This window comes from Rahnella laticis, from assembly GCF_015644585.1.
Lineage (GTDB): Bacteria > Pseudomonadota > Gammaproteobacteria > Enterobacterales > Enterobacteriaceae > Rahnella > Rahnella laticis.
Window position 1 is genome coordinate 266840 of sequence record NZ_JADOBI010000007.1, and the last position, 24923, is coordinate 291762.

Annotated in this window: 21 protein-coding genes; 4 read left to right on the forward strand and 17 right to left on the reverse strand. The window is 53.0% G+C overall.

The genetic code is table 11. The annotated features are described in order from the left end of the window. The first annotated feature begins 13 nt into the window (after positions 1-13). Positions 14-745: an SDR family NAD(P)-dependent oxidoreductase gene (locus IV433_RS17305; protein WP_195815021.1), complete on the forward strand. Its 732-nt coding sequence runs from the start codon at positions 14-16 to the stop codon at positions 743-745. A 103-nt stretch (positions 746-848) separates the two neighbouring features. Here the strand turns inward: IV433_RS17305 and IV433_RS17310 are convergent, their stop codons facing one another. From IV433_RS17310 to IV433_RS17330, 5 genes are all read right to left on the reverse strand, one after another. Then, positions 849-2018: a fimbrial protein gene (locus IV433_RS17310; protein ID WP_229893437.1), complete on the reverse strand. Its 1170-nt coding sequence runs from the start codon at positions 2016-2018 to the stop codon at positions 849-851. 12 nt (positions 2019-2030) lie between these two features. Continuing rightward, positions 2031-2753: a fimbrial biogenesis chaperone gene (locus IV433_RS17315; RefSeq protein WP_195815020.1), complete on the reverse strand. Its 723-nt coding sequence runs from the start codon at positions 2751-2753 to the stop codon at positions 2031-2033. 12 nt (positions 2754-2765) lie between these two features. Continuing rightward, the gene (locus IV433_RS17320; RefSeq protein ID WP_229893438.1) at positions 2766-5270 is read right to left on the reverse strand and encodes a fimbria/pilus outer membrane usher protein; all 2505 of its coding nucleotides are present in this window, start codon (positions 5268-5270) and stop codon (positions 2766-2768) included. Between the two features lie 102 nt (positions 5271-5372). Next, complete coding sequence (locus IV433_RS17325) at positions 5373-5936, reverse strand: fimbrial protein (RefSeq protein ID WP_195815019.1); 564 nt, start codon at positions 5934-5936, stop codon at positions 5373-5375. Positions 5937-6290: 354 nt separating this feature from the next. Next, complete coding sequence (locus IV433_RS17330) at positions 6291-7223, reverse strand: LysR family transcriptional regulator (protein WP_195815018.1); 933 nt, start codon at positions 7221-7223, stop codon at positions 6291-6293. Positions 7224-7454: 231 nt separating this feature from the next. Here IV433_RS17330 and IV433_RS17335 point away from each other — a divergent pair, with 231 nt between their 5' ends. Further along, positions 7455-7820, forward strand: coding sequence for a methionine-R-sulfoxide reductase (locus IV433_RS17335; protein ID WP_195815017.1), 366 nt, complete (start codon positions 7455-7457; stop codon positions 7818-7820). Positions 7821-7825: 5 nt separating this feature from the next. Here IV433_RS17335 and IV433_RS17340 read toward each other — a convergent pair whose 3' ends face one another. Further along, positions 7826-8311, reverse strand: coding sequence for a helix-turn-helix domain-containing protein (locus IV433_RS17340; protein WP_195815016.1), 486 nt, complete (start codon positions 8309-8311; stop codon positions 7826-7828). Positions 8312-8687: 376 nt separating this feature from the next. Between IV433_RS17340 and IV433_RS17345 the strand changes: the two genes are divergently transcribed. Continuing rightward, positions 8688-10085 carry an EAL domain-containing protein gene (locus tag IV433_RS17345; protein WP_195822785.1) on the forward strand — a complete coding sequence of 466 codons (1398 nt, stop codon included), beginning with the start codon at positions 8688-8690 and terminating at the stop codon, positions 10083-10085. Between the two features lie 53 nt (positions 10086-10138). Here the strand turns inward: IV433_RS17345 and IV433_RS17350 are convergent, their stop codons facing one another. From IV433_RS17350 to evgA, 11 genes are all read right to left on the reverse strand, one after another. After that, positions 10139-11332 (reverse strand): hypothetical protein, encoded by a 1194-nt coding sequence (locus IV433_RS17350; protein WP_195815014.1) that lies wholly within the window; start codon positions 11330-11332, stop codon positions 10139-10141. A gap of 70 nt (positions 11333-11402) precedes the next feature. After that, entirely contained in the window at positions 11403-13958 is a 2556-nt protein-coding gene (locus IV433_RS17355; RefSeq protein WP_195815013.1) for a fimbria/pilus outer membrane usher protein, read from the reverse strand. 102 nt (positions 13959-14060) lie between these two features. After that, complete coding sequence (locus tag IV433_RS17360) at positions 14061-14816, reverse strand: fimbrial biogenesis chaperone (RefSeq protein WP_195815012.1); 756 nt, start codon at positions 14814-14816, stop codon at positions 14061-14063. Then, entirely contained in the window at positions 14813-15556 is a 744-nt protein-coding gene (locus tag IV433_RS17365; protein WP_195815011.1) for a fimbrial biogenesis chaperone, read from the reverse strand. Before IV433_RS17365 ends, IV433_RS17360 begins: the two co-directional genes overlap by 4 nt. A 10-nt stretch (positions 15557-15566) precedes the next feature. Continuing rightward, complete coding sequence (locus IV433_RS17370) at positions 15567-16127, reverse strand: fimbrial protein (protein ID WP_195815010.1); 561 nt, start codon at positions 16125-16127, stop codon at positions 15567-15569. Between the two features lie 21 nt (positions 16128-16148). After that, positions 16149-16694: a fimbrial protein gene (locus IV433_RS26170; RefSeq protein ID WP_229893440.1), complete on the reverse strand. Its 546-nt coding sequence runs from the start codon at positions 16692-16694 to the stop codon at positions 16149-16151. After that, the gene (locus IV433_RS26175) at positions 16678-16794 is read right to left on the reverse strand and encodes a fimbrial biogenesis chaperone (RefSeq protein ID WP_229893442.1); all 117 of its coding nucleotides are present in this window, start codon (positions 16792-16794) and stop codon (positions 16678-16680) included. The genes IV433_RS26170 and IV433_RS26175 overlap by 17 nt, the downstream gene beginning before the upstream one ends. Further along, the gene (locus IV433_RS17380) at positions 16758-17393 is read right to left on the reverse strand and encodes a fimbrial biogenesis chaperone (protein WP_229893443.1); all 636 of its coding nucleotides are present in this window, start codon (positions 17391-17393) and stop codon (positions 16758-16760) included. The genes IV433_RS26175 and IV433_RS17380 overlap by 37 nt, the downstream gene beginning before the upstream one ends. Before the next feature lie 105 nt (positions 17394-17498). Further along, a complete protein-coding gene (locus tag IV433_RS17385; RefSeq protein WP_195815009.1) occupies positions 17499-18008 on the reverse strand; it encodes a fimbrial protein in 510 nt (169 codons plus the stop codon). Between the two features lie 265 nt (positions 18009-18273). Next, complete coding sequence (locus tag IV433_RS17390; protein ID WP_229893446.1) at positions 18274-21873, reverse strand: response regulator; 3600 nt, start codon at positions 21871-21873, stop codon at positions 18274-18276. A gap of 4 nt (positions 21874-21877) precedes the next feature. Continuing rightward, on the reverse strand, positions 21878-22510 hold the full coding sequence (gene evgA / locus IV433_RS17395) for an acid-sensing system DNA-binding response regulator EvgA (protein ID WP_195815008.1): 633 nt from the start codon (positions 22508-22510) through the stop codon (positions 21878-21880). 466 nt (positions 22511-22976) lie between these two features. Here evgA and IV433_RS17400 point away from each other — a divergent pair, with 466 nt between their 5' ends. After that, positions 22977-24089, forward strand: coding sequence for an efflux RND transporter periplasmic adaptor subunit (locus tag IV433_RS17400; RefSeq protein ID WP_195815007.1), 1113 nt, complete (start codon positions 22977-22979; stop codon positions 24087-24089). Positions 24090-24923: the final 834 nt, after the last annotated feature.

A 24923-nucleotide genomic window follows, 5' to 3' on the forward strand; every position in this document is an offset into this window, starting at 1 on the left:
CAGGAGAATACAGATGGGCAATTTAGACAACAAAGTGGCCGTGGTACTGGGCGGTGCGAAAGGTATTGGTCTGGCGATTAGCCAGCGGTTTGCCCGTGAAGGCGCAACAACCTGGTTTACCTCGCGGCGTGAAGAAGAGCTTGAGGCGGCTGGCAGTGAAATCTCAGGAACCCGGATCCCGTTGCGCGCAGATGTGAGCCAGTTAAGCGAGCTAACCCGCATTATGCAGACGATTCAGGCCGAATCTGGCCAGATCGATGTACTGGTCATCAACGCCGGAATGTCCGAATACGCCACGATTGATGACATCAGCGCAGCCCATTTTGAACAAATTTTTGGCCTCAATGTGCGCTCGCCTGTTTTTGCGTTACAGGCAGCACTTCCGCTGCTGAAACCCGGTGCCAGCGTCGTGCTCGTGGGGTCGATTGCCGATGTGATTGGCACTCAGGGATACGGCGTTTACAGCGCCAGTAAAGCGGCGTTACGTTCTTTTGCACGAACCTGGACACGTGAACTTTCCCCACGCGGCATCCGTATAAACGTGGTTGCGCCGGGCCCTGTTGATACTGAAATGATGGCGGCTGCGTCTGATGATGTTCGCAACGGATTAGCCGGTGCGATCCCGCTGGGAAGACTAGGCAAACCTGAAGAAGTCGCCAATGCTGCGCTATTCCTCGCGAGTGACGAGAGCAGCTATATCGCCGGAGCTGAAATTTGCGTGGATGGCGGCCTGACGCAGGTCTGACAAGCTTTCCCCGCACAGTTAGACCTCACAGCTATCTCCGGATAGCTGTTTTTAATTGAGCGATAAGATCTGGCTAATCAGGTACTCACCCTTTTTCCGTTACTTAATAATACGTAATCGTCACATTCGCTTTTGCGGTAATGTTTCCGGTGAAGTTATTGCCGCCGGAATCCGTAATTGCGGGTGCGGTCTGGACAATTGCAGCCTGGAATGTGGCGGTGTTTTTGCCCTGCTGGCCGACGCCCAGATTTTGCTTCACGCCGGTTCTGACTGCTTTGCCGGTGCTGTCATAAAGGCCGACGCCAATGCCGTTCAGCGCTTTATTGGTCGCGGCATCGTGTACCACCAGTGTGTCACTTCCCATCAGGGCAGAATTCGCGTCATCGAACGTGAATTCGACGTTACTGGTGTAACTACTGCACGTGAAATCCATCCCAAAACGGGTCAGTGGCCCTTCCTGCGGGAACGTACCGCTGCCACTTTTACGCAGCGTGCCGATATCTACCACCTGATGTTTGTTGTCCAGCGTGCAGGACGGTGCGGCAATATAAACGCCGCTGCCCAGCGGCACGTCAACCGTCGTGATGCCACTGAGCCCGTCGATGGTAAATGTGAGATGTGCGCCCGGCGGGATCACCGCCTCAGAACCGTACTCCATCCAGCCAAATTTAATCAGCTCCGCGCGCATCGATTCGATGGCGAAATTGTATTTCTTGTCGTATTTGTACAGCGTTTTCGAAGCGTTGTACTGCGCACCAAACTGCACCAGCGTGGTGTCATCTTTACCGTTGATAACCGGGTATTCCACGCCAAGCCGTTTGCCTGAAGCCATTCTGGCGGGCGGATAACTGTCCGGCAGCGTCTCTTCATTAATCGCCACGGCCTTGATGTACATCCGCAGCTTAATGCCATTGTTGGTGGTCTGCGCCTCGCCGGTCCAGTCCAGCGCCGCGTCATTCACGGCGCTCAGGCTCAGCGATATGTCACCATCAAAAGCCGCGGGCGCTTCAAATTCCTGCCCGTCAGACGTACAACTCAGGCGCATATTCGGCAAAAACTGTGCGTAATCGAGCGACAACACCACGGAATAATCCGGGATATCCTGGTCGGCGGCAATCGGGTTTTCCCGCGTGTAAGGCGAGAATGGCAGAGCGCCACCGGAATCGATATCACAATGCAAAACCGCTGCCTGGCCGGTGACCGGCAGCAGGCTAAACAACATCAAAGCGATGCCTGCGGTGGTGACTTTCAATCCCGGATTTCTTCTGCCCATTTTCTTTGCCTGCTAGAATTTTAAAGACTGATGCATTACCGGCGTTTCGCCACCAAAATCGTTGATCGCAGAATAATTCAGCGTGCCCGGTTTACCGGCAACGCCTGCGGGCAGGGCGTAGCGGGTTTCGCCTTTCGCCGGAACCATGGTGTTTTTATCGGCAAGCGCAACCGGTTTGCCCCCGGCGGTGACGGACAGCTCAGAGAAGCTGGCGTAATATTCGGTCGGATTTTTCGCGATAAGCCAGCTTTTGCCGCCCTCTTGAGCGACCTGCCACTGCAATTTGGTAATCATATCGGCGGATTTTTCTTTCAGCGTGGTGGGACGGATAAAGACTTTGACACGCGTGCGGATGGCGACCTGCAACTGATTTCCTTCGACTTTGCTCACCGGCGGGATCTCCTGGATCCAAAGCCAGAAAACGGATTCACGATCCTGAGGCACTTTGCCCGGCAAAATCACCATACGTAATTTCCCCTCGCGGCCCGCACCGATTTTAAATAACGGCGGCGTCAGCAGAAGCGGCAGATTTTTATCATTACCCTTGAGATCTTCAACCCACGACTGAACCAGATAATCGTTATATTTATCGTCATTGAGCAGCTTGATGGAGGTTTCTTTATCACTTTCCAGCGCAATGACGCGCGTCAGCGCCGGACGGACTGCCGCCGATGCCGCATTCGTTAATAACAGAAGGCTCATCAATACCGGCACTGCAATTTTAGTCAATTTCATAGAACACTCGGTTTAGCGACAAATCGCGTTAACTTGTTGATACCAAAGGTCAGACTGACCTTTGGAGACAGGTAAAACAAACTGACACTGTGTATTGTTTTCCAGGGCCACATCCAGCACTGCCTCTGCGTCTTCTAAAACGCCATTGAGATACAGTAATCCGTTATCGGCCACCATGCCGACCTGCTCCTTGCCTTGCCAGGCCATTGCACCAAAAGGCGCGGGCTTGCCATCCGGCAGCGATAACATCACGATCGCCCGGCGTCCGACTTTCGTCTGGAAGCGGCGAACCACCACCGCGCCGTGAGTCGGAATGACATTTTCGCCGCCGTCGATTAATTCAACGTTATCCTCTGCGTGACGCGTATCCAGCGAGAGCGCGTTGTCGCGGTAAGCTGATATCGACGGCACCACGGCGCGTCCCCAGCGGTTGGTCGATACGCCCGGCTGGCCTTCCACGCTGATGTTTTTGGCACCCGGCGTTTCAATAATGGCAATGGTGTCGCCCAGCTGCTGCGAAAGCACCACGCCCTGCCCGTACGCCACCACGCCGCCGGAGATCCCCGCCGAATACTGTTTGCTACTCCGGCTGGCGCTCGCGCTGGCATTCATATTGGCCATGCTGTTGCGGTAAGCCAGCGAACCCGCCGGTGAATAACCGCTGCTGTCGTGCTGTGCGGACAGCGAATAACTGAGCGCGCTGTCCAGTTCGGTTCCGGACACGGTCGCCATCTGCGAATCGCCGGAATGGTTACTGCTGTTGGTACCGAACGACAGATTGCGGCTGCGTTTTTCGCCGATATCCAGCGGCACGGAGAAGTTCAGCGACAGCTGGCGATCCGGGCTGTCATTGTCGTCATACTCATTGCCGGTATTGGCCTGATAGCTGTAACTGACATTCACATTGACCGCTTTAATATTGAAGCTGTAGCCCATTGTTAAAGAGGTGTCTTTGACGTTCGAGTTGTAATACGTGTCCTGCTGCAAGGTGAAATAACCGCTGCCAAACTCGCCCAACCCCTGATTCACCGTAGCCTGAATTTCATTTTTGCGATGACGCTGCGTGTCGTCATCCCCCCAGCGCCAGCCGGCGTATTCCGGGAAATCCATAAAATCCGTCGTCTGATAGCGGTAACCCATGATTTGCAGGGAAGTGTCCGAGCTGTCAAAACGGCGCGCATAGAGCAGGCGCAATGCCCGCCCCTGATCGCCCACCGCCTGCGCTGCATCATTGTTGGCGAGATCGTTATCATTCCCGGACTGATGACGTTCCAGTGCCCAGTCGAGCGAAACGCTGCCCATCACGCCTAAATTGAAGGCTCCGCTGAGCGCCATCGACTGATAACCTTCCCCGGCGACAATCAGATCGCTGAGCGTTAATTTGTCCCAGCCGTATTGCAGGCTGCCTTGTGCCACCAGCGGCTGATAGGAAATTCCGCTGTCACGATAGCGGCCGCCGCTGAGGCTGTAGCGCCAGGAACCGGGCCGCAACATATTGGGCAACGACGTATAGGGCACCCTAAAGTGCTGCTGGCTGCCGTCGCTTTCTTCGACAGTGACGTCTAAATCCGCGCCAATCTGCCCGTTATTTAAATCGGAAATGGCGAAACTGCCGGGTGAAACAGTTTTGCTGTAAATAATGTTGCCGCGCTGACGGATAACCACGCGGGCGTTACTGCGGGCAACGCCGCGAATAACCGGTGAATAGCTGAACGTATCGGACGGCAACATCTGCGCATTGGTTTCAAGCGTCATGCCGCGCACCGGCAAAATACCGAGTACGTCGCTGGACGTGCTGGCATAAACATCACCGACGGTAAAACGGGAAACCAGCGGCGCGATATCCCGCTCGGCGTACGCACGGTCGTGGTTATTTTCCCAACCCCGTTCAGATTTATTAAATGTGTCAAAACTGTAGAAGCGCCAGTTCCCGAGATTCACCCCGGAATTCAGGCTCAGGTATGCCGTGTCGCTGCTCGCTGATTCGGCGTTATCCCCCTGATTTTCCGTATGATAAACATAGCCGGAATAGCTTAACCGCAGGGCGTTAACGCCACTGTCCCACAGCGTCGGGTCAATCATTTCACTTTGCGAGGAGACGTTCATGGCCGCCTGAGGCGCGGTGATCACCAGCTGCTGCATGGATTCGTCATAATGAATTTTGGCTTCCGGCCATTTCGCGATCAGGTCATAGCACGCCTGATCACCAGATTTTGCCATTTCGTTCAGATGATGATCGACGCCCATCTGGTGCAACAATGCCTGTGTTAAACAGGGCGCTGCGCCCTCTTTACCGGCGACCGGAATAAAGTCTATTTTTGTTTTGAATAACGTTCTGCCATTGAGAACAACATCGGCCGTTTTAATACCGGGGCTGGTTTCATCCGGATGATAAAACTGTTGCGGAATGGCCTGTGAATCTTTACGTAAAAAATCGGCATCGAAAGCGGAAGTTTCATTATTAATTTTAAGTGAAACTTCTTCCGCGAAACTATTCAGTGAAAAACAAGCGGGCATAATAATGATGACCATCATTATAAAAATAAAATGAATATTCATTAAAACCAGCCCGCTTTCATTTACAGATCAGAGAAATTTAAAAACTTTTTCGTGCGTGTATCAGTTATAGGTAATATCAACGAACGTTTTCGCACTGACACCACCTGGCTCTACTTCCGGTGTAGAAGTGTTTGCTTTATAAGCAACCTTAAACAGCAGTGAGGTATTACCCGTAGTCAGAGCCTGAGGTTTTGAAGGTTTACCCCCGTCAATGGCGATCGGCGTGGTGCCATCATTTTCCAGGATCGCGATACCTACGCCGGTCGCCGGGCCGTTGGTCTGGGTGTTTTTCAAGATTGCGCCATCAGTTGTGTCTGGCGTGCCGCTGAAAGATACCATCGCATTTTTCATCGTAGTCGTATCACAATCTTTCAGATCGATTGTGAAGTCTTTCATCGCCGCATAACCCCCCGCGAAATTGAAAGAAGATGGCGTCACGGTCGCCAGTGCCATAACAGCGCCATTAGCAGAATTACCGCCGTTGAAGCCGTTCAGGGTACATGCCGCAGCAACAACCTTGCCGTTGAACGTGATATCACCATCAGATGCAGCAGCAAGAGTGGAATATGCGCCAACTGACAGAAGCAAAGCAGCAGGAAGTGCTTTAATCAAAAAACGTTTCATTCTTGAATCCAATATTGATTATTAATGATTCAGCACATCAATTAACTATGTGCCACCGTTATTACCGGCGGCATCTTAATATAGCCTTATTGTAATTACCTTTAGCCTTGCTGAATTCAAAATACAGCACCCCTTAACCAGATAATTAATTTCTGGTTATATACAGAGAATTAAAGAACTTAACAGAAACTGGAATTCACTAACTTTATTCACGCGATACATGATTTATCGAATAAACCACTCACTTTCTAATAGGTTGATCATGAAATGAGCATGGGATTAGTAGTATGCATATAGAGATACCCTTGAAATAAACATCGACCAGACGGCGCTCGGCCAACGTTTTAAATGAAATCATTCACTTTTATTATTCTGTTCACGCATTTTTTTTACAACATTAAAGAGCTCAGTATTTTTCATCAGATTTTTATGATAAGTCATGTAAATGCTTACCGGCGGTAATACAAAATCACTTTTTAGTATTTTAAGATTAAAGGAGCCTGCAAACTTTGCAGCGAACCAGTCAGGCATAAAGCTGATGTAATCAGATGCCTCCGTCATACTCAGGATAGTGATTAACGAGCTGCTGCTGAAAGCAAATTCTCTTTTTACAAAGTAATTTTCAAGATCCACCTGAGCTTTTTTAACACTTTCCGTATTATTCAGTAAAAACGTGGACCTCTCTTTTTTCATGTTTTCCTGTGTCAGAACATCGCCAATCCGCGGATGATCTTTACGGCAAACGGCCACCGCCATCGCGGAATCAAAAACTTCGGTCACCGTCGAAAAACTGTAATAAGGCGCGGTACCGAATACCACATCGGCCTTACGGTAAGTGAGGATTTCCTCGGTAGTTTCCAGCATGCCGTCCGAACTGATGTGCTTTATGCCGCAGTGTATGCCCGCTTCCTTTAACGCAGATGCCAGCGTGGGCATGACTCTGACCGCTGAAAATGGCGTGCAATAGATAGTGATTTGGTTGAGCGAAGTCGGTTCAGAAATCAGCAAATTCTCGAAAAGTAATCCGATCGTTTCACTGATGCTTTCATGGATATTGTCGGCAATGCTGGTCGGAGAAACGCCCTTTCCTTCGCGGATGAACAACGGATCGTCGAAAAAGATACGCAGCTTATGCAAAGACTGGCTGATGGCTGAGGCGGTGACACCCAGCATTTCCGCGGCGCGAATGCCGCTACGGCAAATATAAACGGTTTCGAAAACCTTCAATAAGTTTAAGTCGAAGTCCTTGAGTTTCTGTACGTTTTCCAAAACATTTGTATCTTTCACAGCTTTCCCTCATTTTCAGACTTAAGTTTTATAATTTCTGTAATTTTAGTATTGATGGGTTCATAAGGAAAAGCTAAATGACTTAGGTAAACAAATTATCTGAAGGGATTAGACGCTGGCCGTTAAAAAACACTCTTTTACGTTGTCAGGGTAAACCGCATTGTCACTGAGGTGTTGCGGTTGTAAAATATAATGATAGTTGTTTTACGCAATTTAACAGGAATGAATTCCATGAAAAATGACCTCACCGAGTTTGAACGCTTTGTTATTGAAGACAAAGGGACAGAACGCCCTCACACGGGCGTCTACAATGAGCATTTTTCGCCGGGCCGCTATGTGTGCAAGCGCTGCGGAACACCGCTGTACACCTCAGAGCACAAATTTGAATCCCACTGCGGCTGGCCGTCTTTTGATGACGAAATTCCGGGAGCGGTAGAACGCGTGCCGGATGCCGACGGGCGCAGAACCGAAATCGTCTGTGCCAAGTGTCAGGCGCATCTGGGCCACGTGTTTGAAGGCGAGTATTTAACCGAGAAAAACCTGAGACACTGCGTGAACTCCGTGTCCCTCAATTTTGAAAGCGTCGGGGAAGAGTAACACCCTCACAACCGCGCAATATTCCGGTACAGATAGATGCGGTTCCCGGCCTGCATTTTGTTAATCAGGCGCGAACGGCTGGCGTAGATGGTTTTAATATTGACGCCCAGACGTTCGCCGATCTGCCGGGTATCTAACCCTTCCTGCAGACAGGACAGCACTTCGCCTTCACGTTCGGAAAGTTTGGCTTTTACGCGGTAATTGAAATGCGCATGATTGAGCGACAGGCACGAAAGCACTTCGCTGACCCCGCTGCGCCGGTCGATAAAAATCACGTTCTCCAGATGGCATAACGCGTAATAATCAAAGTCGCTGTCGATAAAAGCGAAAACCTTTTTCCCCTGAGATAAGCACTGTTCCACCTGCGAGCGGCGGGTCGATTCAACATCGACAATGACATAACCGGCGCCAAACGCATTGGATGAAAACAGCGCTTTTAGTCCGGCATTGAAAAAATTATCTTCCGAAACAATAATGCATGGCGAGCCCATAGTAATTCCTTTTTCATACTGTCCGTTTACGATCCCAATCGTCAGTCAATAACCTGTTTTTATATTTACAGATTAAGTTAATTTTTTCATAATAATTCAAGTAAATAAATCAGTGTAAGATGATTATTACGTCAGAATTTTCTTACAGGCGTAGCCACAATCTGAAATAACGTTAAAGCCGGTGGTTGTTTATTTATTATTTAGGCGAAATAGCTTACAACTGTCGCCCGAATATTAGACCTGGTAACACATGCGTCTTCGCAACAGACTCTCTATTACTTTTATTACATTTGTCAGCATTAATCTTGCGGGCGCATGGATTGTTATAGAAAAGATGAAATTCAGCCAGAAAAAAGAAGCTGAAAAAAACGTGCTCATGATTCGCGACGAAATTGATCGCGTGCTCACTCATGCCAGAATCGCCAGTGACGCCGCCGCGCATCTTCTGGCCGGGAAATGTGATGCGGCCACGCAAACGGATATTCGTAAAATCGTCGCGACCATCCCTGATATCCGCACGGTCAGCCTGCTCCGGGGCAACGAGATTTATTGCTCCTCGGTTTTCGGGGCTCAGAACTTCATACTGGATGCCCGAAGCACGCCGCCGGTCGGGCTCTCCCTGATGGACGGCAATGCGCTCACGCCTTACCGTTCGCTGCTCATCTACCGCACCTTGCATGCCGGTAAGAGCGTGATGGTGGGCATCGACGGCTATTACCTGCAAAACAAACTTAAAACTCACGACAGGCGCACGGATTACCAGATGACGCTGAACGGCCTGACGCTTAACGCGGCGGGCCAGGTTCTGACGCACCGCGACAATACCGCATCTGCGCGCTATTTCTCCCCGGAGTATCAGTACCAGATCAGCGCAAATCCGGTTGCGCCGGTCAGCCCGAATTTATTGTTGAAAACTGTCTGGCAGGATGAAAAGTCAGGGGTTTTCCTGACGCTTTTACTCTCCGCCCTGCTCTCGACAATAACCACTAAAACACTTTCCCGCCGTAATACTTTATTGTTTATGCTTGGGAAAGCGCTGGATAAAAATGAACTCATTCCTTTTATTCAGCCGATAGTCGAAGCGCAAAGCGGTAATACCGTTGGCGGCGAGGTACTGATGCGCTGGAAACATCCGCAGCGGGGTCATATTTCCCCTGAGCAGTTTATTCCGCTGGCGGAACAAAATGGTCTGATCACCCGGATAACGCAGTCGGGATTATGTCATGTTGCGGACGCACTGAACTCCGCGGACATTATTCCCGCCCGCGATATGACGTTATTTTTCAACGTCTCCGCCGCTGACTTTATGAATCATGACATTGCAGACTGGTGCCGGGAATTCAGGCGAAAAACGCCGCTTTCTGGCTGGCAGATCGGGCTGGAAATTACGGAAAGAGAACCTGTTGAAGATACGCAACTTGCTCAGGCGTTGTGTGAACAACTCGACGCGCTGGGTGTGCAGATTTCGATAGATGATTTTGGTACGGGGAATTCCAATTACCGCTACCTGATGCAGTTCCGTCCGCGCTATATCAAGATTGATAAAGTCTTTACGGCGGGCATTGAAACCGACGCCAGCAGAGAAGCCATTGTGCGCAACATCATTGCCATCGCGCAGGATATGCGTTGCATGACCATTGCAGAAGGCGTGGAAACCGCGTCGCAAAAAGTGAAGCTGGCCGCAATGGGCGTCACGCATTTTCAGGGATATTACTTCTCGAAGCCGGTTGAGATGGCCGCTTTCTTCCGCAACACACCCAATCCCCTCCCGTAAAAAAGGCATCCCCCGAAGGGAATGCCTTTTCTCACCGCAACGTCACCCGCCTTCTACCAGTTCAGATCAATCGCCACCGCTGCGGTCGCCAGGCCGGGGTCGGCGCTCGCCCGCGGGCACAACACCCAGACCAGCGGATCGGACCACGATGTTTCCGTGGTGATGGTGCGCAGAGTGGTTTTCGTGCCGTCCATCGGAACCGAGGAGCTTTTGTTGGTGCAACCCGCATCGGTGGCCGCCGTCGTGCCGCGGAACCCGCGCACGTCGCCATTGACAGCGCCACTGGCTGACATCAGCGGCACGCTGTTCTGGTCGCCGGCCTGTGATTTTGGCGTTACCGAATAAGACACCGGCAATGAGGTGCCCGTCGGGTTCACGCAGGTCACATCCAGCGTGGAACTCACCGGAATGCCGCCCGGTTTACCGACGTCCGCCGGCGTCACGTCGCCGAAGGAAATCGAGGACGGCGTGCTCACGTTGCAGCTGACGCCGGTCCAGGTCAGGGAAAACGTCCGCTGTTCAAATGTTGACGTGGTGGCGTTCCAGCGATATCCGCGCGAGGCCTGCGCGTAGACGGTTTTGGTCGCCATTTTTGCCGCGCCCGGTTTCACGTAAACTCCGTAACCTATCGCCGCCTGCGTGCCGCCGCCGGTGTTCATTTCGACGACGCCGGTGGAGACGGTATACGTGGTACCCACGCCGATGCAGTCGGTACGGGTGCTCAGATTTCCCGTGCCGGTGCCGAATTTATCCCATGACGCAGTGGACGTGGTGTTCAGGCCGACGTTGCTGTTCGGGGTGAACGTCCCGCCGGTGGTGATCGGGTTCATGGTTCCCGCCGTGACCACCATCGGGCCGGACATCGTGCCAAACGGGATCACCAGGATCCCGGCAGCAATTTCATAGCCGCGATAACCGTCGTACGTCGCCATCGGGTACATGTTGATGCATTCGCCGGTGGCCAGCGGTGCGGCGGAAACCAGGATTGTCCCCACCTGCCCGTAACCCAGAAACGGCACCAGGTTTTGCGAATAGTACCAGCCGGGTTTGTTGCCGGGCACCACGCCGCCGGTGGTCCACGGCAATGTGGTACTGACCACGTCACTGATTACCTGATAGCCGGAGCTGAGTTGCAGTGCGGAACAGTTCGCCGCGCTGAGCAATGCGGCCGCGCCCAGAAGGTATTTTGCCCGGCGTTTCCACGGGCGGTCTGAAAATACGTTTGAATGAAAAGTTAAAGCGGTCATGTCTGACTCCATTTGCGGCGCAGGGCGTGATTTTCAACGCCCTGCGCCGGAATTCATTGAGGGTTAATGGTTAGCGGCATTCGCCTTTCATCTGGATAACCGGCATCTGGGCGGTCGGTGCAAGGCCGTGCAGGTTGTAGCTCACGCGGCACTGTTTATCGTGGCCTTTGCCCCACATCACGGACAGCTCGCCTTTTTGCGGCAGGCCGGTCAGATAGACCTGACCGTTATCGCCGGTGATCCCGGTGTTTTCTTCGCTGGTGGCGCTTTGCACCAGCGCGACGGTTGCGCCAAACGGCACCACGCCCGCGCCGCCTGCACGCGTCAGGGTCATCAGCACCTGATAGCCAATGCGGGTGGCAAAATTGGCTTTCACCACCGCGCCGTTGGTCGGATAAACGGTCTGCTGGTTTTGCGGCAAATCGACGTTATCCGGCAACGTGCTCGGGTCCAGCCCGATGTTGTTGCGGGTGTAATCGGAGAGATAAGGCACCACGGCGTACCCGCGCGAGTCGCTCTTTCCGCCGTTGTTTGACAGGCTGACGCCTTCCGCGCCGGGGGCGCTGATCAGCGCTACGGAACTGCCCAGCGGTCGTGACAATGTCACGCCTTCCGAATGCACCACCGCGCCACCGCTCATGTTGACGTTCATCGAGCGCATGTCTGCCGAATAGCCGTAACCGGCTGAAATATTGCCTTTGCTCCCCTGATAGCCAAGATTGGCGGTGCTGCTGCTGACCTGATCCTGATTGCCCCAGCCTTGCATCACGCTGTAAGAAAACGCGCCGTCGGCGTTGCTGCCCGCGATCCCGGCCTGGCCCTGCGTGCGGCCCTGATTGTCATGCGTGAACTGGCTGCTGGCGTAGGTGTTTTGCAGCGCGGACGAATAACTGAAAATGCTGAACGGAATGCTCACGTTGAACGACACCTGACGGTTTTCCGGCCAGTCGCCGTTGCCTTTCATCCGGTCTACGGTGTAATAAATCCCGTAGCTGATGCCTTTGACACTGCCGTTATACCCTGCGGAAAGGCTGGTGAGCGTTTTCGTCGAGCCGTAATAATCATCACGGTTGGCGCGCAGGCTGACCGAGCCGAAATCGCCCAGTTGCTGCGTCACCTGCGTCTGGAAACTGCTGCGACGGCGGCTCATGATCCACGGCGACACGTCTTCCTTCTGCGCATAACCCAGGCTGTTGTATTCGGAGAAGCTGTAATAGTTTCGCGTCGAATAACGCAGCGCCGTCAGATCGACTGACGTGCCGGTGGTGAGCATACTTTTGGAATAACGCACGCGCCAAGAGGCACCGCCCTGACGGTTTTTGTCTTCAAACTGCGTGCTGGAAAACGTGCCGTCAGCCGACATTGCGCCCCAGTCACCGAGCGAAACGCCGCTCCCCATGCTCAGCGCGCTGTATTTTTGCGACGTCAGCAGGCCGCCGTAGAGCGTCAGGTTTTTCGGTAAACCGTAAATCAGCGTGGCGAGCACAAAGTCAGACTGGCGCGAGCCCTGCGTGGTGCCGCCGTCATACTGTCCGGCGGTGACTTCATATTTCACCGCGCCCGGCCGCAGCATCACCGGCAACGAAGAATATGGCACCACAAAGCTGTGAACGCTGCCGTCAGCTTCAGTGATCGCCACGTCCAGGTCGCCGGACATCCCCGCCTGATACAGATCTTTAATTTCAAACGGGCCGGGCGCGACGTACGTCTCGTACACCACATAGCCGTTCTGACGCACCGTGACGCGGGCATTACTGTTCGCCACGCCGTTAATCTGCGGCGCAAATCCGCGCAACCGCGCGGGCATCATCTGGTCGGCGGAACGCAGCTGCACGCCGCGAAACGGCACGCCGTCCAGCACATCGCCGCCGGTGCTGGCTTCGCCCATCAGCAGGCGCGAACGCCAGTCGCGGATATCCCGCGCCAGATAGGTATTGGAAAAACGCGTGCTGTCGGTGTTGTTGCCACTGTCTGTGTCGGAATGGCTGTGTGTAATGGTGCTGCGCAGCCGCCACGCCCCGGCATTCGCGCCGGTCTGCACGTTGGCAAAAACGTTGTTGGTGGCGCGCTGATCGTTGTTCACCGTCTGCTCATTGCGTCCGGCGCTGAGATTGTAGTTAAACAGCATCGCCGGGATCCCGTCGTCCCACTGCGCGGGATCGCTCTGGCTGTCCCGGCCCGGCTGCATGGCGACCTGCGGGATGCTGACATCCAGCCGCAAGCGCGATAAATCAAACTTCACTGTGGATTGCGGGATCAGCGCAGTCAGGTTGTCCACCGGCTGATCTTTCGGTAACTCTTTCAGCGCGGGCAGCTGATCCACATTCACGCCCAGCGTTTTCAGCAATTCAGGCGTCAGCAGCGGTGCGACATTGCCCTGCGAATTCTTTTTGAACACCAGATCGCGGGACTCGGCTTCGCGCTGGTTCACGAAAATCGTCACCAGATAATCCCCTTCGGCCACACCGCCCGCGTGCGAGAATGCGGACAAATCGACCTCGGAAGTGCCTGTCCCCAGCGAAAGCAGCTCAGGGTCAAAGTAATCTTCTGCCCACGCACCGTGGCAGCTCATCAAAACTAAAAGTGCAATTGAATTGCGCGGGAAGGCGCGGGTACTGGCTACCATGCCGTTTGTCCTGAAACAGGATGTCAATTTCTTACTCAAGATCGTTCCCTGCTTTGTAATGAATTATTCCCGGTCTTATGGCGTCTGGAAAAATGCCGGACCTTATAATGTCTGGCGCTGCAACGGCGTCACCTGGCTGTCTTCGTCCACCAGTTGCCATTCCACCGCACCGCGCATACCCGCAGAAACGGGGTAACGCTGCTGCCCTTTTGGCGGCACCAGCCTGCGCAGTTCATCGGCCGCCAGCGGTTTCCCCCCAACGGTCAGCTGGCTGAAATTGAGATAAAACGGCGTCGGGTTATCGACCACCAGCACCTCGTTTTGCAGGCTGAAACGCAGCTGTTTCGCCGCGCTTTTCACGCCGGCTTCGGGCAAACCCGCAGGCCGGTAAAACAGCTTCATGTTGTTCACCACCGCAAGCACCAGCTGGCCGCCGGTCTGGCTGGCTCTGCCCGGCACGGACGGGATCCCTTTAACGGAAAGATAAAAGACCGATTCCCTGTCCTGCGGCAGCGTCATGCCGGTCAGGCGGATACGCAGCTGGAGCGGCTCGCCGGAGTCGATGCGTTGCAGCGGCGGCGTGACCATCATCGGAATGGCGTCGCCGGGCGCTTTGTTGTCAATTTCTGCCGCCGGTAATCCGGTGGCGAAATCCACCGGACGGATCCACGACTGCATCAGATAAGCGCGCCCGGTGTTGTTGGTCATCGACCAGGTGATGCCTTTTTTCTGCGCCGCCGGATACACAATCCGAAACTCATTGAGCGAAAAACCGGACGGTTTATCCGGCGAGGCAAAGGACGGCTGAGCCGCGGACAGGGCTGCCATAAACAGGACGAGTTTCAATGCCGGTTTCATGATTTTCCTCCGCCCTGCACGGCCGCTTTGAACAGCGCGCTGTTGCCGCCATAGTCATTAATCACGGTCCACTGCGCCTGACGGACGCCACCTGAAGACGGAACGGTGATCTGCGTGAATGGCGCAACCATGATCCCGCGGCTTACGTCCACTTCAGCGGCATCAAACGCCAGCCGCGAGAACGTCAGGTAATACGGCGTCGGGTTATTCACCTGCACCTGCCCGCTGTGATGTTGAAACGTTAAACGCCCCGCGGCTTCTTCCTGCGACATCGCCAGCCCGGCCGGGCGGTAAAACAGCTTGATGGTGTTCTGAATGCCCACGGAAATACGCGCGGCCAGCGAGGCGTCTTCGGCCTCTTTCGGCTGCGCCATCGACGGCACGGCAATCGCGGTGAAATAAAACACCGACTCGCGATCGTCGGGCAGCGCCGCAGCGCCTTTTCGTAAAATACGCACGGCGTTCTTGCTGTTGCCTTCCAGCCGGAACAGCGGTGGCGTGGTCAGAAACGGCGCAGGCTCGCGTCCGGCCGGGGTAGCGACCACTGCCGACTGAACCAGATACGGCAACTTCCCGTGGTTTTGCAGGGTCACCGTCTGCGCGTTATCGGTGGACTGAAAAATCACACGCGTCCGGCTGATGCTGATCCCGCCATCTTCAGCGGCGGCACCCTGCACCAGCGCCGCCAGAAGCGCGGCGACGGTCACCGTCCGGCGCGCGAGTAAACACAGTAAATTCATGGCGGGATCCTCACTGATAAACAAAATCAAACGTGACGCTGGCGTCTAGCCGCCCGGATTTCGTGGCGGCGTTGGTACACTGATTGCCGCACGACAGTGCCACTTTGAGCGGAATGCTGGTGGAGCCGCCGTTGAAACTGGCGGCATCCACCATCGCGGGAAGGAACGTGTTGTTGGTCACGACCGCGCCCGACGCCGTCACAATGCGCACGCCGTAATTCACCGCCTGAGACGTGGCCTGCCGGAACAGAAAATCGCCGGTTGCGCTGTCGCCCGTGCCCGTCACCGTGACGCCGGGGCGCTGCACCGCGCCAATAAATCCGGCGCACTGCGACAACCTGACTTCCAGCGGTAACGGATTTGCCAGACTGACGCCCTGCCGGATGTCAGACGAAAGCACCGCGCCGAAATCCAGCGTCGCCGGTGCCGAAACCTGGCAGGTCGGCGCCTGAAAAGTCGCGCTGAACTGCACGTCTGCTGCCGTGGCGCTGGCCGCGATCCCCGGCAGACACAGGCAAAGGGACGCCCTCAGGGCAAATAAATGCCCTGATAAAATGTTGAGATTTTTCATCGGGTTTGTCTGTTGAAAGCGTTAAGGGAAAATGAAGGCGAACGTGATTCTGGCGTTGACGTTGCCCTGCGTCAGCATCGGGTCGCCCGCGCTGCGCACCAGGCCGACGGAAAATGGCTGCACTGAGTTGCCGTCATCCTGGCTTATCAGCACGGTTTCGCCCGGCGCGACGGTATCCGCCGCGTTATAGAAATCCGTCAGGCTGGTGAGCGTGCCTTTTTTCAGCATAAAACCGGCGTATTTCGCCGTTGAACTGGCCGCACGGAATAAGCGCGTGTCGGTCAGCCCGGCCGATTCACCGGTCACACTCAGCGACGGCGCTTTGCCCTGCATTTCCACGCAGTTCAGGTTCACGCCCAGCGGCAGAATTTGCGCCGTGCCGGTGGCAAATTGCGTGGTGTCTTTGCGGTCAAAGGTGATGCTGGCGTTATCGAGCGAAACCTGACAACTGCCGTCCACGATATTGGCCTTAATTTCGGTAGTGGCGGCACCGGCCGCCGCGCCGGACAAAATCAGCGCAAGCCCTGCCGTGAAACCCAGTAAAACCGGCTTAATTGACGGTGCCACGAAACGCCTCCACGCCACCAAAATCATTGATTGCCGCCCATTCGGCTTTACCCTGTCCGACGCTCACCGGATACGTGTTGGCCGCAAACGGGGCCACCATGCTGGTGCCTTTGATAACATCGAGTTTGATTTTTTGCCGTCGACCATCAGCTTGTTCAGGGAAATATAATAAGGCGTCGGGTTCATCACCTTCACACCCTGGCCGGTACGGGAAATCTGCAATTTTCCCATCGCCTCTTTTTGCGTCATCGGCAAATTATCCGGGCGATAAAACAGTTTTACGGTATTGCCTGTCGCGACCTGAAGCGTACCGCCGACGCTATTGCCGGTATTATTTTGGCCTGACTTCCCGGTCGGGATCGCCATAATATTCAGATAAAATACCGATTCACGGTCACGCGGCAGCAAATTCGTTTTCTTCAGAATACGAATTTTATTGGTCGAATCAGATTCGATGCGAAATAACGCAGGCGCGGGCATAAATGCGCTGTCGGTTGATTTCGTCGAAAGACTGTCTGAAATACCGACATTAATAAGGTAAGGTTGATTCGCCGACCGGTTATTAATGTCAACACTCTGGCTGCTGTCGTTTGCGGAAAAGATAATACGCGATGCACCAATACTGATACTTGCATATACCGGCTGAATTAAAAACAGACTCAGGCTTAAAATAACGCCTGCTTTGTGATGAAACTTCATAATATTCTCTGTCCGTTCAATGGAAAAGAGAGGCAGCAAAGTGCCTCTCTTTTCTTACTCTTCGCGTCGTCCCCGTTATTCACGGGAATGACGGAGTCGTTGCTATTAGTTGCTCACGTAAGAAATCTTGATTGGCGCGTTGTAAGCACCTGGCAATACGTTTGCAGTGTCCATCACCGCCATACCGGTGGTGAAGGCATAGGTCAGCGCGCCATCTTCATCAGCAACAACCGGGATGCTGGTGTCGTTGGTCACCTGAGTGGTGTTGTCAGACTGCTTCAGCATAAAGCCCGCAGTCTGGGTCACGTCGCTCAGGAACAGGTTGCTGTCAGAACCGACAACGCCGCTCACCTGCAATGCGCCTTCTTCGTCAGCTGCACAGTTTTTCAGGGTAACAACCAGTGGCTCTTCGCCGACTTGTTGTTTAGCCGCTGTAAATTCAGTCTTAGCAAAAGAACCCACGTTCAGTGTTGCAGCTCCGTTATTTGCAGTCACTTCGCAAGTGGTTTCTACAATATTCCCTTGCAGGGTGACATCAGCCTGAGTTGCAGCCTGAACATTACCAGCAAAACCCAAAATCAGAGCGACGGGCGCAAGGGCGATAATTTTTTTCATTACTCAATCCTTCAATAGAATAGTGTTTATTACGATTAATAACATTTATCTCAGCCTGCCGTGGCTGAGGGAAAGATAATACGCAGAAACAAATATCCGCACCATGAGAGGGAGATTATTTTAATGAAGGTCGGCGACTACAGATGTAGGACGTGAAATATTAATGGCGTGATAAATATGTTGATTCAAAAACTAGCACGGCGTGAAATAAAAATAAAGCCATCACAAGGGATGGCTTTATTTTGGCGTTACGGAGTTTCCGTCATTAATAACGGACGGAACGGGAATACGCCTCAATGGCCGCATTCAGGGATTGAATTTGCTGCTCCAGCTGCAACACGCCTTTTTCCAGCGCAGGCGGATGCAGCCCGGCGGCCAGCTGATTTTCCAGCGTTTCGGCAAGTTCATATAAAACCGTCGCGCCCAGAAGCTGCATCGTGCCGTTGATGCGGTGAAGATGATGTTGCAGCAGTTCCCACTCTTCACGCGCCAGCGCCTGAACGGCGGCCGCCACGTCTTTGTCGTTTTCAATCCGTGACTGTTCCAGCATCTGACACATCAGTTTTTTATCACCAAGGCTGTGCGCTTCAAGCATCCGCATGTCGATAAACGCATCCAGCGGCGGTCCGTCCGCCGGCATATTCACGCCGCTGAGCGCGGCCTTGAGCTGTTGCAGATCGATGGGTTTGAACAGGCATAAATTCATGCCCGCCGCCAGACAGCGCTCTTTTTCTTCCGTCTGCGCATTGGCGGTCAGCCCCCAGATCACCATGTGCTGATTCAGCTCACGCACCCGCCGGGTCAGCGTGATGCCGTCCATATTGGGCATGTTCAGATCGGTAATCAGCAGATCGTAATCCTGATTTTTGATGAGGTTCAGCGCATGCAGGCCGTCTTCGGCCTCATCAACGTGATACCCGAGAATATCTAGCTGACGACGCAGCAACAGACGGTTGGTCGGGTTATCTTCGGCAATCACAATCCGCAGCGCGGCCGGGCGCGTCGCTTCCTGTTCGGCAATCAGTGGCACTGCGGGCGCGTTGTCCGAGGCCTGCGTGACCAGCGTCACCATCATGGTGGTTCCCATGCCCGGCTGGCTGGTAATGCTGATCTGCCCTGCCATGCGCTCCACCATTTCGCGGCAAATCACCAGCCCGAGGCCGGATCCGATCTGGCGTTTCCCCGCATCCGTCTGGCTGAACGGCTTAAACAATTGCTGCTGTTCGTCATGACTGATGCCCGCGCCGGTGTCGCGCACGCTGAGCGTGAGATAAACCCGCTCTTCGCCCATCGCCTGCGTGTGGGCAATCACGTCCACGCTGCCTTCGGCGGTAAATTTGATGGCGTTACTCAGCAGATTCGACAGCACCTGCTTCACCGCCTGCGGATCGAGCCAGAGCGTTTTACCGTCTTCAAGGCGGCAATCCACCGTCAGCCGCAAGTTTTTCTGCCGCGCCAGCCCTTCAAAATTGGCGACCGTCGCGTTAATCACCGGTTCCAGATCGACCCATTCCGGCGTCAGCGTGAAATTGCCTGACTCAATTTTTTCCATATCCAGCACGTCGCCAATCAGCGCAATCAGGGTTTGTGCCGTGCTGTACGCCAGCTGAATGGCTTCTTTGGTTTCATCCGCGCTTTGCTTGCGCGTGGTCAGCAACTCCAGGAAGCCCATGATCGAGCTCACCGGCGTGCGGATTTCATGGCTCATGCTGGCCAGGAACTGGCTTTTGGCCTGATTCGCACCGATGGCTTTGTCTTTCTCAACCTGCAACGCTTTCATCAGCTGGCGGGATTCCGTGATGTCCTGCCAGCCGCAAATCAGAATCGCAGGCCGGTTTTCCGGCATCAGACACAGCGTCAGCCAGTGCAGGATCTGACGATTTTCACCGCCATTATTGAGCGTCAGCGAATGCGTGAGCACATGACCGGGTTTCAGGCCGAGCAAAATGTCCGGCTGAATGGCATGGAAAACGTCCGCCAGCGGACTGCGCCGGTCAAACAGGGAATAATTCATTGAGCCGCGCAGCTCAGGAATAAAGAAATCGCTGAAGGCGCTGTTATAACTTTCCAGTTCGCCTTCGAGCGTGATGACGTAAACCGGCACGGGAATGGAATTGGACAATGTCTGGCTGAAAATAAGCTGATAGTTCAGCGCCGCCTGCGCCGCTTTGCCCCGCCCGATGGCGCGCAGCAAATACACGCCCCACAGCAGGCTGGTGATCACCAGTAAAACCGCCAGCCCGATCACCAGATAAAAAGGCCGGTTATACAGATTCCAGGTGCCGATTTTCACGTCCGGCGCTTTGGTCCATTTTCCGGCCAGATTCAGGATCTCTTTCGGCGGAATATCGTCCAGCGCCTTATTCAGAATGCTCTGCAGTTCAGAGGATTCCCGCGGGATCGCAAAGGCAATTTGCGCCGAAGGCTCATCCGGAATGCGCGTGTATTTCATCGTGCCCGGATAATAGTGATCGATGATAAACCGTGACGCGAGCTGCGTAGACACCACCGCATCCACATCACCGAGCATCAGCTTACTGAGCGCGGTACTGGTGTTTTCAGCAATCACCCATTCCACGCCCGGATATTTCATTTTGAGTTTGTCGGTCAGCGGATGATAGGCCGGGATTGCCACTTTTGAGCCGGGCGAAAGCAAATCGTCTTGCTCCGACGACGCCCGCGTCACCAGCACAAACGGCGTGGCGATAAACGGATGCGTGAACAACATTTCCTCTTCGCGTTCAGCGCTGAACGTTGCCGTCGGCAACACGTCCCAGCCGCCTTTACGCATGATATCCACCATATCCGTATTCGAATTGGCGATCACCGGCTGGAAAACCAGACCGGTTTGCAGCTGGATCAGATTCAGAATATCGCCGAGCAAACCGCGAATTTCCTGATGCTCGTCCACCATGCTCAGTGGCGCGTAATACGGGTTAATCAGCACGCGCAGCACCGGATGTTTGGCAATCCAGCGCTCTTCCCGCGGCGTCAGTTTCATCGCTTTATTTAAAAATGAAATATTGCCGGTATCGACCCACGACTGGGCAATTTGTTTATGGGTTTGTTCCGTCAGGGAACTGATAAAGGTATCGAGAATGCCGAGCAGTTGTTTCTGACCGGCCGGTACGATGAAATGATTCCCCGTCTGCGGTTCACGCCAGAACTTCACCATTTCCAGCGACTGATAAAAATCGCGAACCAGAATAAAACTGGACGTCAGATTATTACCAAAAAAATAGTCGTTTTCGTTATTGGCCACCGACGCCAGCGCCAGATAATTATCCGCATAAGACGTAATGTGCGCCTTGGGGAAAATCATCTTAATAAACTGTTCGGACGGATAACCCTGCTTGATCGCAACCGACACGTCGTCCTTGTCGTTGGAAAGCGGCTTCATGACATCCGCCTGGCGCGTCACCAGCGTCGGATACGCGCGGATCAGCGGCAGTGAGGCGGCAAACGCCGGGTCTAAATCCCCTTCACCGGCGGGCGACGTCAGAATCAGATCCGCCTCACCGGCTTTGAGCGCGGTTAACGCTGCACTGAGATCCGCGTAATGCTTAATCACCACTTTGATTTGTAGCGAGTTTTCCATCATCAAAAGATAATCTGCGTTCATTCCCCGGTAACGCCCGGTGGTCGAATTCATGCTCAGCGGCGGCGTTTCCTGCCCGTATACCGCAATCGTCAGGGAACGTTTTGCCGCCAGCCACAGCAAATCGTAATGCCCCAAAGGCAGCGCAGGCGTAAACACCTGATTATCACTGGCGAGCTGAAGCGTCGCGGGTTCCGGGCTGGCAGATTGCGCCGGTACACTCGCGATAAAAAGCAGAAACAGCGCCACAATGGCCCGCATTATCATCGTATTACCCGATTGCATTACGTTGCGCAAAGGAGAAAAGTTCCATCAGCGATTTGCAGTTGAGCTTTTCCATTAAGCGGCTTTTATAGGTGCTCACGGTTTTATTACTGATGCACATTTCCGAAGCGATTTTCATATTGTCATCACCGTTCAGAATATAGCGCATCACTTTAATTTCCTGGCTCGAGAGCGACTGCAACATTTCCTGTTCAGACGAAAGACTGCCCATAAACGTCTGCAATGATAACGGGAAATAACTGTATCCATTTTGCGCCGCGTGTACCGCCGCAATAATATTGGTCATGCCCTCTTTCTTGCTGATAAAAGCATTTGCGCCCGCGTCGGCGCTGCGTTTGCCATAAAACAGATCGTTCTTGGCGGAAACCACAATAATAATCCGGCTGAACGCCTGCTTGCGGAGTTTCTCCACCACTTCAATACCGCTCATCACCGGAATATCCACATCGACAATCACCAGATCCGGGCTGTGTTCGCCTACAAGCTGCAACGCCTGCGCGCCGTCACCGGCTTCCGCGACGACGGTGATCCCTTCATTTTCCAGCAAGTTTTTAATAGCCATACGAGCCAGCGGATGATCGTCAACGATGACAGCATTTAACTTATTGGTTTTACTCATCTTAGCGCCTTATTAAAGACATGTTCAGGTTCCCGACTCACTCACCGTCGCGCACGGAACAACGCGCATCCCAATGACAGATGGCGTAATTATAACGTGCTGCGGAAAGATGAACGTGTTTCGGCGCTAATTATAATGCACCGTATTGAAGGGAAATCAGAAGGATTAATTCTACTGTCTGCACATTTTTATTTCCATGAGCATTAAGACTAATAGTATCACGCAATGCAAAAGCGTGTTCGTCTGAACTCAATTCGTTCAGGAAAGGTTTAAAAAATCTCAAACGAAATATTTTACTGATTGTTTTTAAAGAGAAATAACTTTTCAATCGGCTGTAAGGACTTCACGTGTAGGATATTCCCTGCAAAAGTTTCCGATGTGTCTCCTGTATTTCATCCGCACCGGTGATTAATCTGACTGAATATTCTTAACACCTCCTGTTTAGAAAGAATGGATGAACTTTCTTATGGAAGAACTTCACGGCATGGTCGCTAATATCGGCAGGGAACGTCCGAACCCAAAAATTAAAAAGCGAATGCTTTGCGTCATTGTTATTATCGTTCCGTATTTTATTTGCAGTCTCGGGCAGGACTTTTCATTACGTAAAATGCCCGGCACCAGCGACGCTTACATTACCGGAAATCCGGTCACCCTTTCCTCAGAGATAAACGGACGTGTGGCAGTCGTAATACAAACCAACAGCGACCGCGTGCGCAAAGGCGACATTCTCCTGCACATGGAGAGTTCCGGCGAAATACTCCGCTATAAAAAGGCCGAAGAAACGCTGCTGGAAACGGAAAAAGAAACCCGGGAACGCTACATCGCTGACGGCCAGAATAACGCTCATATCCTGAATGCCCAGATGACCTATCAGCAGGCGCTGATTGACTACAACCGCCGGTTACAGTCAAAAGGCCCTGCGGCGATTTCCAGAGATGATCTCCGGCAAGCCCTCAGAAACGTCAACAACAGCAAAGCGGCTCTGGATGCGGCAATCGTGCAATACCGCCGGAATTTACGGGTGCTGCGTGAGACGGATATGGCCCGGCAAAAACTGATTTTGCAGGCCAGAGATGCCGTACAGAAAGCCGGTGTGGCGCTGGATCGCACGGCGATCCGCAGCCCGGTCACCGGTTATGTCGCGCAAAGAAACGTGCATTCCGGCTTAACCGTCATCCCCGGACAAACACTGCTGACTATCGTGCCCGCCGATCAGATGTGGATAAACGCCAACTTCACCGTCGCACAGCTTTCCGGCGTTATCGTTGGCCAGAAAGCGGCGATTGTGACGGAAATGTACGGCAATAATGTGGTTTTCGAAGGACAGGTCGAAGGATGGGATGACGACGCCGACTCCGCGATTTCCGCCCTCAACAGCGCCGGAAAGTGGATTGCCGACGTCCAAAAAATCCCGGTACGCATTTCCATCAACCCGATGCAAATGAGCCAGTATCCGCTGCGGATCGGCATCTCTTCAAAAGTGAAACTGCTCGACGGGCATTCCAGGAATGCGTTGTTTGCGATGGTGAGAAAAGGAATAAATGTGCTGCGGGCGTTCAGGCGGTATGGGGTGGAGTGAGGGTGATGTGGAGGAAATACGTCGGGATAACATCGGCTTATGCCGTAAAGGTGCATCGCAAACCGCACCTTGCTTTGATACAGACAAAAGGATCACGTCTGGTCATAAAAAGAAGGAAAAAGAGTCTGTTATGAATAATAATAGGTCCCGAAACAGGTTATGGAAAAAATCAGCATTCATGCTGGATATTCCGTGATGGCTCGACAGCAGCCAGCCTTTTATGAATACAAAAGGACTTTTAGTGATGGATACTTTATTAGATTTCTCTTTCAGAGACTTAATTGCCTTTATTATCCCAGCCGTTATTGGATTAATAATATTCACCAAGAGACGTAAAAGAAACCAGATCACAGCAAACTATCTCCTGGCCTGTTTTTTTATCGCTATCGGGTCATTCTGCGAAGTATTCGATGCCATTTATACGACATATTCCTACAGACACAACGAGCTGTATAACAACGATAGATTCACAACTGTTTTTAATTATGATTTCACGAATATTATCTTTTTTGCAATTGTCATGACTGTTGCCATTGTTCTATTCTTTCAGGAATTACTTCTGCGGAAAAGTGTTCGATAAGACCGAAATTGACGGCTGTGATGTAGCTGAAGTGACCTGTTTAGGTAAATTATACGATTCCCCAATGATAAATATATTGAGGTATTGCCAATATTACCTTCTGGCTTTAAGCAGTTTATCGTAGCAAATCCCATAAAAATCTATGGTCACCCCCATTTTTGCAACACCGATTTTGATTTATGATGGGCTTGCTTAAATCTATACGGCGTCTGATGGGCAACACTACGTTGCCCGCGCCACGATGAAGTCCGCGC

Excerpts from the sequence above, each read along its gene's own strand:
- IV433_RS17305 (WP_195815021.1), top strand. The coding sequence starts at position 14 with ATGGGCAATTTAGACAACAAAGTGGCCGTGGTACTGGGCGGTGCGAAA.
- IV433_RS17310 (WP_229893437.1), bottom strand. The coding sequence starts at position 2,018 with ATGGGCAGAAGAAATCCGGGATTGAAAGTCACCACCGCAGGCATCGCT.
- IV433_RS17315 (WP_195815020.1), bottom strand. The coding sequence starts at position 2,753 with ATGAAATTGACTAAAATTGCAGTGCCGGTATTGATGAGCCTTCTGTTA.
- IV433_RS17320 (WP_229893438.1), bottom strand. The coding sequence starts at position 5,270 with ATGCCCGCTTGTTTTTCACTGAATAGTTTCGCGGAAGAAGTTTCACTT.
- IV433_RS17325 (WP_195815019.1), bottom strand. The coding sequence starts at position 5,936 with ATGAAACGTTTTTTGATTAAAGCACTTCCTGCTGCTTTGCTTCTGTCA.
- IV433_RS17335 (WP_195815017.1), top strand. The coding sequence starts at position 7,455 with ATGAAAAATGACCTCACCGAGTTTGAACGCTTTGTTATTGAAGACAAA.
- IV433_RS17340 (WP_195815016.1), bottom strand. The coding sequence starts at position 8,311 with ATGGGCTCGCCATGCATTATTGTTTCGGAAGATAATTTTTTCAATGCC.
- IV433_RS17345 (WP_195822785.1), top strand. The coding sequence starts at position 8,688 with ATGATTCGCGACGAAATTGATCGCGTGCTCACTCATGCCAGAATCGCC.
- IV433_RS17350 (WP_195815014.1), bottom strand. The coding sequence starts at position 11,332 with ATGACCGCTTTAACTTTTCATTCAAACGTATTTTCAGACCGCCCGTGG.
- IV433_RS17355 (WP_195815013.1), bottom strand. The coding sequence starts at position 13,958 with ATGGTAGCCAGTACCCGCGCCTTCCCGCGCAATTCAATTGCACTTTTA.
- IV433_RS17360 (WP_195815012.1), bottom strand. The coding sequence starts at position 14,816 with ATGAAACCGGCATTGAAACTCGTCCTGTTTATGGCAGCCCTGTCCGCG.
- IV433_RS17365 (WP_195815011.1), bottom strand. The coding sequence starts at position 15,556 with ATGAATTTACTGTGTTTACTCGCGCGCCGGACGGTGACCGTCGCCGCG.
- IV433_RS17370 (WP_195815010.1), bottom strand. The coding sequence starts at position 16,127 with ATGAAAAATCTCAACATTTTATCAGGGCATTTATTTGCCCTGAGGGCG.
- IV433_RS26175 (WP_229893442.1), bottom strand. The coding sequence starts at position 16,794 with ATGGTGGCCCCGTTTGCGGCCAACACGTATCCGGTGAGCGTCGGACAG.
- IV433_RS17380 (WP_229893443.1), bottom strand. The coding sequence starts at position 17,393 with ATGAAGTTTCATCACAAAGCAGGCGTTATTTTAAGCCTGAGTCTGTTT.
- IV433_RS17385 (WP_195815009.1), bottom strand. The coding sequence starts at position 18,008 with ATGAAAAAAATTATCGCCCTTGCGCCCGTCGCTCTGATTTTGGGTTTT.
- IV433_RS17390 (WP_229893446.1), bottom strand. The coding sequence starts at position 21,873 with ATGATAATGCGGGCCATTGTGGCGCTGTTTCTGCTTTTTATCGCGAGT.
- evgA (WP_195815008.1), bottom strand. The coding sequence starts at position 22,510 with ATGAGTAAAACCAATAAGTTAAATGCTGTCATCGTTGACGATCATCCG.
- IV433_RS17400 (WP_195815007.1), top strand. The coding sequence starts at position 22,977 with ATGGAAGAACTTCACGGCATGGTCGCTAATATCGGCAGGGAACGTCCG.